Below are 16,425 nucleotides of genomic sequence, written 5' to 3'. Positions count from 1 at the left end.
ATGCTCCTATACAGGACTATGGAAAAGAGGTCGTTAATGGATACACGTGAGGTACAGAAGCTGTTTGTCTCGGCCGGGCTGAAGCGTCTTACGAAGGACCTTGATGCCCTGGTCAGGCCCTCGATTCGCCTGGTGGTCACACCTGCTGACGAAGCCACGTTTCAGCCGGGAGTTTCCAAATTTGGTGGTCTGCCTGATTTACCTGCTGATGTCTCCTGGCCTACCTGGCAGGGTCTGCCGCAATCATTTATCGCGCAGTTTCGCTTGCAAGATGTCCATTCTTATGATGCCGCTGGTGTGCTACCTGCCCAGGGAATGCTCTGGTTTTTTTTATGATGCGCAGCAGGAGACATATGGCGATGATCCCGCGAACCGGGGAGGCTGGAGCGTTATCTATCGGAAGGATGCCCAGGGGCTGAAGCGCGCGACTGTGCCTGCGAAACTCCCTAAGTCAAGCCTTTTTAAGGCAGGTTCCGTTCAATTCACACGTGAACTGACGCTATCCCAGGTGCCTAACCTGGAGATAGCCAAATACGATTGGAGTGATGACGAACAGCAGAAGTACGATGATCTCCTTGCCAATTTGTTGCCCCAGGAGAAACGAGCCTTTCGTCATCGCCTGCTTGGGAATCCTGATCTTATTCAGGACGATCTGCGCGAGCAGAGCCAGCTTATCTCGCACGGAGTCACCGAAGATAATGATCCGCGCCAGAAGCAGTTGGAGGAGGGGGTGAAAGCGTGGCAACTCCTTTTTCAGGTCGATACTGATGAGCGCCTGGGCATGCGCTGGTCGAGCGCGGGCATGCTCTATTACACGATCATCGATGAGGATTTACGCGCGCAGCATTTTGAGAATACCTGGTTGATCTTGCAGGCGGACTAAACTATACTAAAATCCTCTTCACGAAGAAAAACTCGCAGGAAGAAGGGGAAAATAACTGTGATAACCTATCGTGGTCGTAGGGCCTGGCTCTTGCTGGCCCTGCTGTTTGTGGTGAGTGGGTGTGGCACCGTCGTAACGACTCCACCAGGCACAAGCCCAACAATACCAACAGTGACGGCAGCCCCTGCCTCGGCTGAGCCTCAATGGGGTGTGCGAACCAAAACCAGTGGTTGCCAGGCCAGTAATGGTTTGCAAGATAAGGCCTGTACGCCGGGGGCGATATTCTCCGATGCCACCAAAACAAAAATTTGTGTGCCTGGCTATGCCAGCTCGGTGCGCAATGTATCGGTGAGCCTGAAAAGCAAGGTCTATGCTGCCTATGGCATCAAGAAGCGCCGTCCGGGGCAGTATGAGGTGGATCACCTGGTTAGCTTGCAACTGGGCGGGTCGAATGATATCGCCAATCTCTGGCCCGAGCTGGCTGAGCCGACGCCGGGCTTTCACGAGAAGGACCGCATTGAGAACTGGCTGCATGACCAGGTGTGCAAGGGCAAGATGTCGCTACGTGATGCACAGATCAAAATCGCTACTGATTGGCGAGCCGTCTACAACAGCCTTCCTAGCCAGTTTAATGGCTCAGACAGCGACGATAGCGATTAATAGCAGGCCAACATAAGAAGTGGGATGAGAGCCTTTTTGTCAGGGCCCGAGGGGAAAGCGCCCCTCGGGCTCTTTCCTGTTTGCTCATGGTGGCAGGTGTGGAAAGACTGTTGCTCAGGATCGCGTATAATAACGAGAAGTGTTGTTTTGGAAAGTTTATTCGGAGGTTTATCGTATGCGACCCTGGTCTGTACAGTTAAGTGGACGCTTTGAAGAGCATGTATTTCAGAGCGAGGTGCTCAAGGGCAATCCGCTGGGTGATCCCTCCGCTCGCCCGTTGTGGGTATATCTCCCGCCAGGTTATGACGCTGAGTCGGAGCGACGCTATCCAACGGTATACCAGATCCAGGGTATGACGGGTCAGTTGGATATGTGGCGCAATCGCATGGCTTTTCGCAAGAATTTTCCTGAGCTGGTGGATGAACTCTTCGCGCAGAAGGAGGCGCCACCCTGTATCGTGGTGTGGGTAGATTGCTGGACCTCGTATGGTGGCAGCCAGTTTCTCGACTCCCCAGGGACAGGAGCGTACCACACCTATCTCTGTGATGAAGTCGTTCCCTGGATCGATGCGCATTACCGGACCCTTTCACGGCGTGAGCATCGTGGTATTGCAGGTAAATCGAGTGGTGGCTATGGTGCTATGATTACCCCCATGCTACGCCCGGACCTCTGGGGTGGCCTGGCCACGCATGCGGGCGACGCGCTATTTGAGACGTGCTATCTGCTAGAATTTCCAGCCTCGGTGCGTGCATTGCGCGACCAATATGATGGTTCATTTGACAGGTTCTGGGAATCCTTTCGCAGCCGCCCGGCCCTGACCAGGGAGAGCGATATGCCCTTGCTCAATGACTGGTGCATGGCGGCCTGCTACTCTGCAGACGAGGATGGAACGGTTCACCTGCCGTATGATCTGCGGACGGGCGAGTTGAGACCTGCTATCTGGGAGCGCTGGCTGCGCTGGGACCCCGTGCGAATGGTGGCGCACTATGCTGAGGCACTGCGCTCGCTTAAAGCTATCTATATTGATGCGGGGAGGCGCGATCAGTTCTACCTCGACCTGGGCGCGGAAGCCTTTAGAAGAGAGTTGGAAAAGATCGGTGTTACCGACATCTTCTTCGAACTCTTCGATGGTACTCACTCAGCCATCGAATATCGCTATCCACTCAGCTTGAAATACCTGGCGGAGCGCCTCAGCCCACGCTAGCATTAATATATGTAAGCGGGAATTTTTATCGTCATAGATTGTTCTAGCTAGCTGTAGGGCATAATTTATGCATATGCCTTACAGCTAGCCTGCGTATGTAGAAAAGGAGATCCTATGTCGACACATACCCTTACTATAGCTATTCTTGGTGCTGGCAACATCGGTGGAACCCTGGGGAAGAAGTGGCATGCCGCCGGGCACCAGGTGGCCTTTGGTATCAATAATCCAGAGAGCCCAAAGGTTCAGGCGGTGCGCAGTGACCTTGGCGATACTGTTGTGATTAGTTCAATTGCTGACGTGCTGGCGAAGAATCCTGACGTGGTTGTTCTGGCCATCCCTGGCAAGGCGGTGGATGAGGTGTTAGCAACTTATGCTGCACAACTGGATAAGCGCATTATCATCGACGCGACCAATCGTGTGGGTGAGACAACCATGCATAGCCTGGAAGTGTTTGAGAAGCATGCCCCCCAGGCCCAGGTCTTCCGGGCTTTTAATACGCTTGGCTGGGAAAATTTCGCTGATCCCTACTTTGATGGTATCCAGGCCGACCTCTTTTACTGTGGTCCAGAGGGTGAAGCACGTTCTACCGTCGAGGGGTTAATTGGGGATGTCGGTTTACGTGGTGTTTACCTTGGTGGTCCTGATAAGGTCGGCCTGGTTGATGCTGCCGCTGGACTCTGGTTCGCGCTGGTCTTTGGCCAGGGCAAGAGTCGGCACCTGGCCTTTAAGGTCCTGGAGCGCTAGTCGCGAATAGCGAGGCTAAAAAGAGCCCCGCCACTCATCCTTGAGCAGGCTGAAATAGTGCTCATCCTCGAACTGACCATTGAAGTAGAAGCGCTGGCGCAGCATCCCTTCATAGGCGAAGCCAAGCTTGAGTAGCAGGTTCTTTGATCCTTCATTAGCGATATCAATAATAGCTTCTATGCGGTGAAAGGCAAGTTCGTGAAAGCCGTAGGACAGGACAGCCGACATGGCTTCGGTCATGATGCCCCGGCCCCAGTAGGTGCGATTGAGATCATAGCCCGTTTCTGTGTAATGGTAGTCCGGACCGAAGTGGTGAAAGCTGCATGTGCCTATGATGCTCTCCTCGCCTTTAAGCGCTATGCCCCAGCGGATGGCTTCGCGCCGGGTGTAGCGCTCCTGGAGTTGCTGAAACCAGGTCTGCGTCTCGGCAAGCGATTGATGTGGAAGTTTGCCATAATAGCGCATAACCTCTTCATCTGAGAAGGTGGCGAAGAGCGCCTCGATATCGCTGGGCTGAATCTCTCGGAGCTGCAAACGCTCTGTGGTAAGCGTGGGGAAATGTGTAAAGGCTGTATCAATACCCATGTATACTTATTTCCTTTCAATCCATATCTAGACGAAACTCAACAAGCCGAGGAACTCGGTCAGGGCTTTCTGCTTATATCGCATGGTTTTCTCTCTCTATGAACATGAATGAATTTTAACACCCAAGATCAGAGGGATGTTGTAGGGGCCATGCGTCCGACTTCCCGGCTTTGGGTGTTAAAATTCATCATCTTTCTACAGAGAGATGTAAGAGCGCTCAATCAGGATGATGGACTTGATGAGCTGCGAGGAAAATTGTAACGCAGGCATCAATATGTTGCTCAAGCTCTTCTTTTGTAGGTGCAGGACTTACCCCCAACCGTGCTTGTTCGATGAGCTGCCCCTGGAGTAAGCTTAAGAAAGCCTGTGCTGAGAGGTGAGGATTGGGAATACGTAGGATTCCCTGGTGGTCGAGTTCCTGAAGGTATATGCCCAATTTATCAAGGGCCTTTTCAACACTCAAATGATAATACATGTGTCCCACTTCTGGAAAGTGTTCTATGGCGCCGAGAATAACCTGGTACAGAGCGATCTCCTCTGGATTGAGAGCGTAAGTGAGCCGTAACTGGCCCATTCGATGCAGCACCTCGGCAGGGAAGCCCTGCCAGAGCATTTCCCTGTCTTCGTTTGTTTTCTGGCTACATAGATGCTGGATTACCGCCTGAAAGAGAACATCTTTCCCACGAAAATGACGATAGAGGGTCATAATGGAAACCCCTGCCTGAGCAGCAACCATCTCCATGGTCGTACTGGCATATCCATGCCGCAGGAACAGCTCTTTCGCCGCCACTTTAATGGCTTCCTGCTTGCGCTCAAGCAAACGCGCTTTGGGATGATCTTCAGACCATGTGCGCATGCAACTCCTCCATCCTCCATCAAGGCACTGGATCTTTTCTGCTTCTTTTAAATCAGCGATACGAGAGATTCTATTCTACCATATTCTGATATCCTTGACCTCCCTGCCCTGTAATGATACGATAGATTATCATATCGTTTGAAGATGGCTTGAGAGAGAAAAAGGGGTATTTCTTCATGTCAATGAAATTTAGTGTGATCTTACCCAATGGCGCGACGAATGAACTGGCGGGGATCAAAGATCCCGTGGAAGCCTATGAGACCATGACGCGCACTGCCCAGATTGCTGAAGGAGCTGGTTTTGACGCTCTCTGGGTCTCCGATGTCCTCTGGCCTGGTGATTTTTCTGGGAGGGATGCATCACAAGAGTTCCTCTTTGAATGCTGGTCCACCATGGCGGCCCTGGCGCGCGACACCAGTCATGCGCGTATTGGTCAAATTGTCACGAGCAATGTGTTTCGCCACCCTGCGCTGCTAGCGAAAATGGCGAGTACCATTGATGTCATGAGTCATGGACGGCTTACCCTGGGAATTGGTTCAGGTTCTCCTGCCATTGCTTCTCAGGCTCGCGCTTATGGCTACGATTACGCTGATGTTCCTGTTCGCTCACGTCAATTGCGCGAAGCGATTCAGATCATTCTCGCGATGTGGACGCAGGAGGAGGCCACATTTGAAGGAAAGTTTTATTCAGTACAGGGAGCAATAAACCAGCCGAAAGGGGTTCAGCGGCCTCATATCCCTTTGCTGATCGCCGGAAATGGTGAGCAAGTTACACTCAAACTGGTGGCGCAGTATGGTAATGCTTGTAACATTCACGGCAATCCAGCCACGCTGAAGAACAAGTTCGCTGTACTCAAAGAGCATTGTGAGACTGTAGGTCGTGACTACCAGAGCATTCATCGTACATCAGGGTCATATTGTATCCTGGAGGAGACTGATGAGCAGGCACTGGCGAAGGCTCCTGAAAGCGTACAGACTGTCTTTGGCAACGCTGCGCTGATTGGTAGCCCGGCGACCATCCGCGAACGTATCGCGGCGTACGAGGACGCAGGCGTACAAGAGCTGTTGCTCAGGTTTCCCGGAACCGGGCAACAGGATGCGATTCGGCGCTTCGCAGAGGAATTCATAGGCTAGCTCTCCAGAAAAACACAGCAGGATGGATGTGTGGATATGTATAAAGTTCATCCTGCTGGGTTATGGGTGGTGAGAGGAAAAGGCTTACGTAGTTGCAGGACTCAGCGGGCTTTCTGATTCGCGCTGGCGTATGGCAGTTCGGACGCTAACTGGCTGCCAGTAGCCAGAGACGACAAAGATGGTGGGAACAAAGACGACCAGGCCTGCGATACAGATCCACCACCAGGTTGCCCATTGTTGCCCATCAAGCTAATTTCTGACCAAGAAGGAGAAGGCCAGGGTAGAGAGAACCACGACCATGTGTAGAATCAAGCCTTCGATCGCCATACCGGTCGCGACCAGGACAGGATTAATGTCCTCGATAGTCAATGTAACTTGTTTCCTTTAGCCATTAAAATAACGCTGAAAGACAAGATGGTGCGCAAGCTCTAGCGCAGTAGCTACCGCGCCGAGAAGCACGCTCTCATTGCCCAGCCTGGTGGCGATAATACGTGGTCGCGTTGGCAGAAGCCGACGCAGTGTTTGTTCTAAGGGCTGAAGGAGTAAGTCGGTGCGTTGTCCTATGCCCCCACCTAGAACAATAAGTTCAGGGTCCAGTATCGCAACGATGGCCGAGATCGCAAGAGCCAGGCGTTGCCCCTCTTGTTCGACGACGGCAAGCGCCTTTGCCTCTCCCTGGAGTGCAGCGGCAAAAATTTGTTTGGCCGATAAAGGCTCAGACAGGCCCTGTGCCTGCGCCATATGTACGATGCCCTGCGCCGAGGTGGCCTCTTCAAACATTCCCAGATAGCCCTCATTTGGCTCTACTGTATGTTCCAGGTCCAGGGGCTGTGTTGCCCCGAAGGGCAGAAAACCAATCTCTCCCGCTGAGCCATTTGCCCCTCGGTAAAGTGACCCATTGAGGACGATACCCATGCCGACGCCAGTTCCGATTAGGATATATACAAATGTCTGAGTCTCGTTCCCCCAACCAAATCTGCGCTCGCCCAGGGCCGCCAGGTTGGCGTCGTTTTCGAGTGAGATACTCAGCCCTAATGCTTCCTGTAACTCTGTCAGCAAACCATGGCGGCCCCATTCAGGGAGGTTGGACGCGAAACGGACGCGTTTACTCTCTTCATCGAAGACTCCTGGCGTGCCAATAACGGTGTGAACCACCTGTTCCCAGGATAGCCGAGCTTCAGCAGTAAGCTCACGCGCCAGGTGATTGATCAATGCAACCAGGGACGCGGCACTCTGCGTCGTGTTTGGCACATCCCGCCGCGCTACAATGTGTCCCGCCAGGTTGGAAACGGCGGCCCGTACCCAGCCTCGGCCAACATCGACACCAATGACGTAGCCGGCCTCTGGATTAGGCTCGTACAACGTCGCGATTCGCCCTCCTTTATTGGAGACAGATTGTCCAACGGCCCGTACAAGTTGAGCCTGCTCAAGGCTGGCGAGCGCCTGTGACACCGTAGGCTTAGATAGACCCACTACGCGTGCAAGCTGCGCACGTGATGTGGGACCATGGCTGCGTAAATATTCTAGCAGGGAGCGTTCATTGATCGCTCGTAAGAGAGATGGTGTACCCGCTTGATATTCTGGTTGATGTGAATTGCCCACTGACATTGTCCACTCCTTTGCCACAAGAGATAGATGGCTTCCTCATTGTAAATGATCTTTACCAACTTAGAAAGGGGGGAGTATTCTTGTGCGTGTATTGACAGACGTTGGTTAGGAAACTATACTAACTATAGGCACTACGAGAACGTGCGAAGCATAGTTTAGGCCTGTTGCAGAGGCAGGTGTAACACGAGGAGGTCCCCCGTGAGTTCTTCAGACATCAACCGGGAGTCAGAGGTGATTCCCACAGGCACAACGCAAGGCACCGTTGCTGAGCGAACGACAAACGGATTTGTACGCAGCGTTGGATTGTTGACCGCGACGGCGATCAATATGACTCAGATGTGTGGTATTGGGCCATTCATCACCATCCCGATCATGGTTGCGACCTTTGGTGGGCCGCAGGCGATCATTGGTTGGATTGCAGGGGCGATTCTGGCCCTGGCGGATGGATTGATTTGGGCTGAACTGGGTGCGGCCATGCCTGGAGCCGGAGGCACGTATATTTATCTACGCGAGGCCTTCCAGTACCGTACAGGGAGATTGATGCCGTTTCTCTTCATCTGGACCGCGATTCTGGCTATTCCCCTGATTATGTCGACTGGCGTCATTGGCCTGGTACAGTACCTGGGCTATCTCTGGCCAGGCATGAATTGGTGGGAGATTCATCTTGTTTCCCTGCTGGTTGTTGCCGTGGTCGTTTTTGCACTCTACCGGCGCATTGAATCGGTCGGCTTCCTGACCAATATCCTCTTTGTGGTCATGTTGGTGTCCATTGGCCTTGTCATCGTCGCATCTTTTACGCGCTTTAATCCACAACTCGCGTTTACCTTTCCTGCGAACGCTTTCACCCTCAATGGCCAGTTCTTTGCCGGCTTAGGAGCTGGCTTGCTGGTCGGGGTCTATGACTACCTGGGCTATAATACAACCTCATACATGGGCGATGAAATGCGCTCGCCTGGCCGTGTTATCCCCTGGTCCATTATTATCTCTATCCTGGGTATCATGCTCCTCTACCTGGCTCTGAACATTGGTGTGATGGGTGTGGTTCCCTGGCAAGAGGTCGCGAAGTCTTCATCGATTGCCTCACTGGTGCTGGAGCGTATCTGGGGCAAAGGTGTCTCTAGCGTTGTAACAGTTCTCATTATCATCACCGCATTCGCCTCGGTGTTTACCGGCTTGCTCGGCGGTTCACGTGTGCCTTATAACGCGGCGCGTGACGGGGTCTTTCTCCGCCCATTTGCGAAATTGCATCCTCGCTACCACTTTCCTCATATTGCTCTGCTTGTGATGGGCCTGCTGACCGCTATTGGTTCCTTCTTTGATCTGGGAACTGTCATTAGCATGCTGATCGCGGTAATTGTTCTCATTCAAGGTGTTGGGCAGGTGGTTGCGCTGATCGTCCTGCGCATGAGACAGCCTGAGCTCAAGCGCCCTTATCGGATGTGGCTCTATCCTTTGCCGGGCTTGATCGCTGTGGCTGGCTGGGCGTATGTGTACTATGCCTCTGGTTGGACCTCTGTTGGCCTCTCACTGGGCTGGCTAGTTATTGGCGTCGTCGCCTACCTTATCTGGGCGCGCGTCGAGCATACCTGGCCGTTTGGCCCCAAGGAGATCCGTGAGGTATATGTCGAGGAGCAGGCCGCGCAGTCTGGCATAACAGAGGCGGCGCAATAGCAAGCGACTTCTGATAGATAGAGGAAAGACCTGGATGAACCATACTTCGCAGAACGTAACCACGCAAGATTTTGTGCTTGCCATCGATTTTGGCGGCACAAAAATTGCGATTGCAACCGCTGACTCTGAGGGGCAGATCCTGGAGCAGGCGCGGCTTGAGACCAGGGCCGTGCTAGGCGCGCAGCAAATCCTTGAGCGAACACTGATGAACGCTCAGGCGCTCATCGTCCAAACCATGATGGTAAGAGGGGGACAATGTGTTTCTGTTGGTGTCGCAACACCTGGGGTTGTTCGTGAAAAGGAAATATTGTTGTCGCCAAATATTCCGGGATGGGAGCAGGTTGCGCTCTGCGAAACCATGCGTATGGGTCTGAAGATCCCGGTGGTGGCGGTGGAGAACGATGTCAAAGCCGCTGCTCTGGCGGAAGTGCATTGGGGCGCGCTCCAGGGGGCGAATCCTGCGCTTTTCCTTAGCCTGGGGACCGGGGTCGCCGCCGCGATTGTGGTTGATGGACGCGTACTTTCTGGGGCGCATGGAGCCGCTGGGGAGATTGGCTACAATTTGCGTAGTGTGTCTGATCATTTCGGAGCAGCACAAGGACGAGCACCGCTGGAAGAGTTTGTGGGTGGGCGTTTTATAGGTGAGCGCGCGAGCGATCTGCTAGGCGAGCCACTTAGCGCGGCCGAGGCGTTCGCTCATCCAGATGCTCGCGCCCAGGATCTAGTGCAAGAAACGCTAGCTGAATTGGCGTTTCACATCGCCAATGTCTCGATTCTCCTTGATCCGGCACGTGTAGCTGTTGGTGGAGGCTTGATGAACTCGGGAGCGCTTATCTTGCGTGCTCTGGTATCCCGCCTGGCGTTTGCGGTGCCCTTCCCACCGGAACTCGTCCCGGCAAAGTTTCTAGACGACGCATCGCTGTATGGAGCCATTGCCCTGGCCTTGAGAGCCGTTCAGCATACAGATGTCCGCGTCCACACTGGTTTCTGATCTGGCTCTTCTCTCAATGAGCAGAAGCAAGCAGCAGGATGAATCTTATGCAGATTCATCCTGCTGCTTTTATGTGTAACGGTGGCGCGACTTATGCAGTTTCAGGACTCAGCGGGCTTTCTGGTTCGCGCTGGCGTATGGCGGTTCGAACGCTGGCTGGTCGCCAGTAGCCAGAGACGACAAAGATGGTGGGGACAAAAACGATCAGGCCTGCGATACAGACCCACCACCAGGTCGCCCATTGCTGTCCATCAAGCTGATTTCTGACTACGAAGGAGAAGGCCAGGGTCGAGAGGACCACGACCATGCGTAGAATAAAGCCCTCGACCGCCATGCCAGTGGCGACCAGGGCAGGATTAATGTCCTCAATGGTCTCCGTATAGGCCGCCATCCAGGTGACATAGCCGATGGCCAGCGTAATACCGAAGAGGCTGAGGAAGACGGCCATCAGCGTTGCATCCGTGGGAACACCAATGCGGCTAATAAAGAGTAGGGTCACGATAATAGTGGCGATGGCGCCAAAGAGCATATAGGGCTTGCGTACCAGAGTACGATCAGAGATGAAACCAATAATGATCGCGGCGGCTACATTGACGAGCCAGAATATACTAACCAGCCCGTTGGCCTGGGCGACCGTGAACTTGAAAATGCTGCTCAGGTAGAGGGGGAAGAAGCCGACAGCGGCAAAGTACATAAGCAAGTAGAGGCTGATGCCCAGCGCGCTAACGACCAGGCGAGGATTAAGCATTTGCCGCCAGGGATGCCTGGTTGCCTCTTCGGGATCGATGTTGCGCGCACGGGCCTCGACAAGTTCTTTCTCTTGCATAGAGTTCATGACCTGGTCGCGCAACCGGGGCGAGAGCTCGCGTAGGAAGAAGAAGCAAATCAGGAAGACGATAAAGCCAACGATCCCGGCGATGACGTACTGCGATTGCCAGGAGCCATACGAGGAGAGCGTCTGACTGGCAACGCCGGTTGCCAGGACGCTGCCGCCCACGGGCCCCACTGTCCAAAAGCCCATAGCCAGGGCGCGGCCAAAGCGAGGCGAGAAGTCGCGCACCAGCGCTGGGGTAACAACCAGGATAATGCCCTCGATGAAGCCAACGACCCAGATGAGGAGCAGGAAGAGCCAGAGGGAACTGGCTAACGCGATTATCAGGGTTCCAATGGCGGTGACCAGCAGACCATAAATGATCAGGGTGCTGCGTCCGATGCGGTCGGAGAGACTGCCAAAGATGGCCGAGAGTGCTCCAAGGAGATTGCTTACTAGCAAGAAACGCGAGTAGTCGGCGACCGAGAGGCCAAACGTATGCAGGACCAACGGTGCGACCGAGGGGAGGACATACGATTCATAATACAGGATGATGGTTGCGATGACGGCAAGCGCTAGATACCAGATACGTTGCGCGTTGGTGGGATAGTGTTCAAGGCTGCGCTGCCCGGTTGCGATGCGAAAAGTGCTCATCTCAAACCTCCTGATACCCACTTGCTTGTACAACAATGTACGAGCATGATCGTGAAACGCGTACGAATGAACGGTACTACGAGCGATCAAAGAATGATCATCCTCACCACCTGAAGCGAGAAAACGCTCCAGGCGGCGAGAGAAGGGTCTTGCGTTGTCATCAGCTAAAGGACTGGTTTAGGGTTGACGTCTCGGTAGGGCGGCGCTAAAGGTGCCGCTGACCTTGATATCCCCGTTCTGGTCTACCGCCTGCACCGAGCCTGTCGCGCGCGTCTCGCCCTCCACATCATTGATCTCGGTGATCTTGCCGGTGCAGGTGATCACGTCACCAATGCGCGTCATCCCCTTGAAGCGGACACCAAACTTGCGTAGCGCGAGCGGGCCAAAGGCATCGCTGAGCATCTGGCCTACGAAGCCCATGATGAGCATGCCATGCGCGATGATGCCACCCGTTCCTATAGCCTGCCCCACGGCGGGATCAGTATGTAAGGGATTGAAATCGCCCGAGGCGCCCGCGTAGCGCACCAGTTGTAGGTGCGTCACGGGCTGCGTTGTCAAGGGAGGAAGGGAATCGCCTTCGTGAGCATCCTCGGCATAGAGCCATGTGTGGTTTGATGTGGTCATGCGTTGGCCTCCTTGCTTGCTGGAGAGGATTGCTCGCGAATGACGATGGTGCTGCGCGTTTTGAGCACAGGTTGCTGCTGCTGATTGGTGTACTCTGTCTCCGTCGTGATGATATCCATGGAGAGGCCATCGCGTCCCTGGCGTGTCTTACCATCAACAACTGTCGTCACCCCTGTCAGGGTTTCGCCGGGATAGATGGGCGCCAGGTACTCATACTCCTCCTCACCATGCAGAATACCTTTGACGTTAATGCCCAGGCTACCCAGGTCGTTTCCGCGCTGGCGGGCGCCCCAGAAGCTAAACATGGTTGGCGTGGTAGGCGAGATGGGCACATCGGGAAAGCCCTGCGCCTGTGCCGCTTCCCGACTATGATAGACCGGGTTGTCGTCCCCAATGGCGGTGGTTAACTCGTGGATCTTTTGCCGGTGTACCTCGGTCTTGAAGGGAGCAAAGCGATGACCGATCTTGCTCGTATCGAACATAGTTTTCTCCTTGCTTAGTGTGGGCCGCCGGAGACATAGATGATCTGTCCATTGACGTAGCTTGACTCTTCTGAAGCCAGGAAGCAAATAACGTTAGCCACGTCGCGTGGCTGTCCAACACGCCTGACGGGAATGACCTTGGAGGCGGCTTCAATGCGTTCCTGGGGATCGAAGCCCATCCTGCGGGCCGTGGCGCGTGTCATCTCGGTATCGATAAAGCCGGGTGCGACGGCATTGGTGGTGATGCCAAAGGGGCCTAACTCTATAGCAAGCGTGCGTGTGAGGCCTTGTAGGCCCGCCTTCGCCGTTGAGTAGTTGGCCTGGCCGCGATTGCCCAGGGCCGAGGTCGAGGAGAGCGAGACGATACGTCCATAACGCTGTTTGACCATATAGGCCTGGGCGGCTCGGCTACAGAGGAAGGCGCCCCGCAGATGGACATTCATGACTGTCTCCCAGTCATCATCGCTCATCTTGAAGAGCAGATTATCGCGTAAAACGCCAGCGTTATTCACCAGGATATCGAGGCGTCCAAAGTGTTCCACACCTTGCTGGAAGGCAGACTCGACCATGGCTTTATCTGCGACGTTGCACTGCACAATCAGTCCCTTCGCATCAATGCGCTCGATATCGGCCAGCACCTGCTGGCAGCCCTCGGTATCGATATCCGCGAGAATGACGCTCGCGCCATCTTCGGCCAGGCGCAGTGCCGTTGCGGCCCCAATGCCGCGCCCAGCTCCGGTGACAAAGGCTACACGTCCATCAAGTTTACCCATGTGTCTCTTTCTCCATTCATATAGTCATTGAACAGTAAGATCGCATCGTGTGGTGCTTGCTTTCCAACAAGCCACCTATGGCTCTTGCCAGGTCAGTAAAACATCGAGTGCCTCGATAGTGGTTGCATCAACCAGCAGTGGATTGATCTCCAGGGCGGCGAGCTCTGGTCCTAGGCCCTGTGCCAGAAGCGAGATGTGGTAGATGACCTGGCTTAACGCATCCAGATTAACAGCGTGGTGACCACGACTACCACGTAACAGGACGGCTCCACGCAGTTCATTGAGCATGCTATGAATCTCTTCCTGGTTCACGGGGAGCACGCGCACACTGGTATCCTGAAGCGCCTCGGTCCAGATGCCACCCAGTCCCAGCGAGAGCACCAGCCCCCAGAGGGGGTCGCGGATGACGCCGACCAGGAGTTCCAGGCCAGCCGAACGCATCGGGCTAATCAGGAAGCCTTCTAGCTCTGCTCGGGGGAGCGCCGAGCGGACGCGCTTGTGCATCGTGTCATAGCTCTGGCGAAGCGCCTCCTCGCTGTTGATGTTGAGTGCCACACCGCCCACATCACTCTTGTGCGCAATCTCGGCTGATTGGACCTTGAGGGCCAGGGGAAAGCCAAGCTCCTGCGCGGCTTGCAGCGCCTCATCGAGCGTGGTCACTAGCCTTCCTGGAACAACGGGAATGCCTGCCTGCTGCAAGAGCACGCGCGCTTGTGCCTCTGACCAGGTTCCCCGGCGGGGAACGGAGAGAGATGGTAAGGCGATTGGCTCCTGCGTAAAGGATTCGCCTGGTGATGCTTGCTGTGCTTCAGCCCACCAGAGGAGCCGACCGATGGCGCGCATGCCATGTTCGAGGCCCGCGACAAAGTGTAGCCCTGTGCGCTCGACGAGCGTGCGAGCCGTATTGGTCAGATCCAGGCAGGTGTTAGAGACGAGAACAACCGGGTGGGGCGAGCCACGCACAATCTCCGCGAGATGTTGGTAGAGTGCGACATGGTTCTCTAGAGCAACAGGATCGAGCGGACGATTCCCCTCAATGCTTACCAGGTTAAAAATGAAGTCGATGTTGGGGTCCCGAACCACGACCTCAAGCGCCCGTGATTGCAGGGTCCCATCCACGACGATATAGCCTGTGACATCCAGGGGATTATGTGGCGTGGAGAAGGGTGGTAGAATGCTTTGGAGCTGTGCGAGCGTCTCGGGCGCGAAGTCCGGGAGCGTAATCTCTTCATCCTGGGCCAGGTCAGAGAGAATATCGCATGCGCCACCCGAAGGGGTCACGATGCCCATGCGTCGCCCTGACAGGGGTTGAATATTGCCTGCAAGTCCTGCTGTGATGAGCAGATCCTCCAGCGAGTGTACGCGCATGATCCCGAGCTGGCGAAAGATGGCATCGTTCACCTTATCGTCGCCTACTATGGCCCCAGTGTGGGAGAGCGCCGTGCGGGCGCTGGTCTCGCTGCGTCCAATTTTGAGGGCCACGATCGGTTTGCCACGTGCGCGTGCCTTGTCGGCGATGCGACGTAGCTCATCTGGGTGGCGAATGCTCTCAAGGAAGAGCGCGATTGAGTGTGTTGACTCATCTTCCAGCAGGTAGTCAACTACATCCGTGACCGAGATCATGCTCTCATTGCCCATGGAGACGAGCAGACTCAAACCAATGGCGTGTGCCTGGGCGAAGGCGAGGACCGCGCTGGCAAGTGCTCCGCTCTGAAGCACAACTCCTACTGGTCCGGCGGCAAGCGGCGGTGAGATTGGTAGGCCATAGGGTGTGACCCGGCTCGTCACATTGATAAAGCCATTACCGTTGGGACCAAGCAACACCAGGTCATGCTCCCTAGCGAAGACGAGGAGTTCACGCTCCAGGCGCGCCCCTTCCGCCCCTACCTCGCTATAGCCGGAGGTAAGCACGACGAAATGCCGCGTTCCCGCCGCGGCGGCTTCCTGCACAATAGGGAAGACGCTGTGGGTGGGGACCATAATAAAGGCCAGGTCTACCGGCTCGGGCAGATCCCGTAAGGATTTGTAGGTGCGCTCCCCGTGCGCGGTCTCGCGAAAGGGATTGATCAGGTAGACTGGGCCGGGAAATTCGAAGCGCTTGAGATTCTCAAATGTGCAGAGTGACCAGCGCGAGTTATCGGTCGCCCCAATCAGGGCAATGCTCTGGGGGCGAAAAAAGGTGTGGAGCCGTTCCGGTGATATATGATATCTCTCAGGCATGCTCGTATACCTCTCATAGGTTACCTGATAGCTGTAGGGTCTATGCTGGCATGGACTTATGCTTGCAAACTGAGCGCGTCCTCCAGCGAGAGGAGTCCACCAGCATGGACTCTACAGCTATGCTGCCAGGCGAAAATAGGGGAGCGTCACACCATCTTCGGCGGCGAGAAACGTTACCTCGACCGCGGCACCGATGGTGACCTGCTCACGCGTAGCATCAGTGATACGCGACATCATACGAACGCCTTCTTCTAGCTCTATGATACCGACGATGAAAGGAGCCTCCGCCGCATAGGGACCAAAGGCCTGGTGGACAACCGTAAAGGCATAGAGCGTTCCCCTGCCCGAGGCGGTGATCCAGGTTAGCTGGTCCGAAAAGCAATGTGGACAGAGCGCGCGTGGATAGAACACTGCTCGCGCACACGCCTGGCAGCGCTGGATGCGCAACTCACCATGTACGAGACCCTCCCAGTAGGGCTGCGAGTCGCTGTCGATCAAGGGTTGAGGAGGCTGGGCTGTCATACGC

17 protein-coding genes are annotated in these 16,425 nt (G+C 55.0%); 8 read left to right on the top strand and 9 right to left on the bottom strand.

Annotated features, from left to right (window positions below; genetic code table 11):
• Positions 1-36 precede the first annotated feature (36 nt).
• From JMJ16_RS18400 to JMJ16_RS18380, 5 genes are all read left to right on the top strand, one after another.
• Positions 37-336, top strand: a complete 300-nt coding sequence (locus JMJ16_RS18400) for a DUF1963 domain-containing protein (RefSeq protein ID WP_201383817.1) — start codon at positions 37-39, stop codon at positions 334-336.
• Complete coding sequence (locus JMJ16_RS18395; RefSeq protein WP_201383815.1) at positions 284-883, top strand: DUF1963 domain-containing protein; 600 nt, start codon at positions 284-286, stop codon at positions 881-883. Before JMJ16_RS18400 ends, JMJ16_RS18395 begins: the two co-directional genes overlap by 53 nt.
• Before the next feature lie 57 nt (positions 884-940).
• The gene (locus JMJ16_RS18390; RefSeq protein ID WP_201383813.1) at positions 941-1,543 is read left to right on the top strand and encodes an HNH endonuclease; all 603 of its coding nucleotides are present in this window, start codon (positions 941-943) and stop codon (positions 1,541-1,543) included.
• Between the two features lie 175 nt (positions 1,544-1,718).
• Positions 1,719-2,747 carry an esterase family protein gene (locus tag JMJ16_RS18385; RefSeq protein WP_201383811.1) on the top strand — a complete coding sequence of 343 codons (1,029 nt, stop codon included), beginning with the start codon at positions 1,719-1,721 and terminating at the stop codon, positions 2,745-2,747.
• 114 nt (positions 2,748-2,861) lie between these two features.
• Complete coding sequence (locus tag JMJ16_RS18380) at positions 2,862-3,491, top strand: NADPH-dependent F420 reductase (protein ID WP_201383809.1); 630 nt, start codon at positions 2,862-2,864, stop codon at positions 3,489-3,491.
• A 15-nt stretch (positions 3,492-3,506) separates the two neighbouring features.
• Here the strand turns inward: JMJ16_RS18380 and JMJ16_RS18375 are convergent, their stop codons facing one another.
• Together JMJ16_RS18375 and JMJ16_RS18370 are read right to left on the bottom strand one after the other, a co-directional pair.
• Complete coding sequence (locus JMJ16_RS18375; protein ID WP_201383807.1) at positions 3,507-4,076, bottom strand: GNAT family N-acetyltransferase; 570 nt, start codon at positions 4,074-4,076, stop codon at positions 3,507-3,509.
• 217 nt (positions 4,077-4,293) lie between these two features.
• Positions 4,294-4,932, bottom strand: a complete 639-nt coding sequence (locus tag JMJ16_RS18370; RefSeq protein ID WP_201383805.1) for a TetR/AcrR family transcriptional regulator — start codon at positions 4,930-4,932, stop codon at positions 4,294-4,296.
• A 176-nt stretch (positions 4,933-5,108) separates the two neighbouring features.
• Here JMJ16_RS18370 and JMJ16_RS18365 point away from each other — a divergent pair, with 176 nt between their 5' ends.
• A complete protein-coding gene (locus JMJ16_RS18365) occupies positions 5,109-6,065 on the top strand; it encodes a TIGR03560 family F420-dependent LLM class oxidoreductase (RefSeq protein WP_201383803.1) in 957 nt (318 codons plus the stop codon).
• A gap of 384 nt (positions 6,066-6,449) precedes the next feature.
• Here the strand turns inward: JMJ16_RS18365 and JMJ16_RS18360 are convergent, their stop codons facing one another.
• Positions 6,450-7,673, bottom strand: coding sequence for an ROK family transcriptional regulator (locus JMJ16_RS18360; protein WP_201383801.1), 1,224 nt, complete (start codon positions 7,671-7,673; stop codon positions 6,450-6,452).
• A 198-nt stretch (positions 7,674-7,871) separates the two neighbouring features.
• Between JMJ16_RS18360 and JMJ16_RS18355 the strand changes: the two genes are divergently transcribed.
• Entirely contained in the window at positions 7,872-9,344 is a 1,473-nt protein-coding gene (locus tag JMJ16_RS18355; protein WP_201383799.1) for an APC family permease, read from the top strand.
• Positions 9,345-9,378: 34 nt separating this feature from the next.
• On the top strand, positions 9,379-10,335 hold the full coding sequence (locus JMJ16_RS18350) for an ROK family protein (protein ID WP_201383797.1): 957 nt from the start codon (positions 9,379-9,381) through the stop codon (positions 10,333-10,335).
• Between the two features lie 91 nt (positions 10,336-10,426).
• Here JMJ16_RS18350 and JMJ16_RS18345 read toward each other — a convergent pair whose 3' ends face one another.
• From JMJ16_RS18345 to JMJ16_RS18320, 6 genes are all read right to left on the bottom strand, one after another.
• Positions 10,427-11,800: a nitrate/nitrite transporter gene (locus tag JMJ16_RS18345; protein ID WP_201383795.1), complete on the bottom strand. Its 1,374-nt coding sequence runs from the start codon at positions 11,798-11,800 to the stop codon at positions 10,427-10,429.
• Positions 11,801-11,977: 177 nt separating this feature from the next.
• Positions 11,978-12,424 (bottom strand): MaoC/PaaZ C-terminal domain-containing protein, encoded by a 447-nt coding sequence (locus JMJ16_RS18340; RefSeq protein ID WP_201368606.1) that lies wholly within the window; start codon positions 12,422-12,424, stop codon positions 11,978-11,980.
• On the bottom strand, positions 12,421-12,906 hold the full coding sequence (locus JMJ16_RS18335; RefSeq protein WP_201383793.1) for a MaoC family dehydratase N-terminal domain-containing protein: 486 nt from the start codon (positions 12,904-12,906) through the stop codon (positions 12,421-12,423). The genes JMJ16_RS18340 and JMJ16_RS18335 overlap by 4 nt, the downstream gene beginning before the upstream one ends.
• A gap of 14 nt (positions 12,907-12,920) precedes the next feature.
• Positions 12,921-13,679 (bottom strand): SDR family NAD(P)-dependent oxidoreductase, encoded by a 759-nt coding sequence (locus JMJ16_RS18330; RefSeq protein ID WP_201368604.1) that lies wholly within the window; start codon positions 13,677-13,679, stop codon positions 12,921-12,923.
• Positions 13,680-13,754: 75 nt separating this feature from the next.
• On the bottom strand, positions 13,755-15,899 hold the full coding sequence (locus JMJ16_RS18325; RefSeq protein ID WP_201383791.1) for an acetate--CoA ligase family protein: 2,145 nt from the start codon (positions 15,897-15,899) through the stop codon (positions 13,755-13,757).
• A gap of 117 nt (positions 15,900-16,016) precedes the next feature.
• Complete coding sequence (locus tag JMJ16_RS18320; RefSeq protein WP_201383789.1) at positions 16,017-16,421, bottom strand: Zn-ribbon domain-containing OB-fold protein; 405 nt, start codon at positions 16,419-16,421, stop codon at positions 16,017-16,019.
• Positions 16,422-16,425: the final 4 nt, after the last annotated feature.

It is taken from the genome of Ktedonobacter sp. SOSP1-52, assembly GCF_016587395.1.
This window is presented reverse-complemented; position numbering and strand designations above follow the sequence as displayed.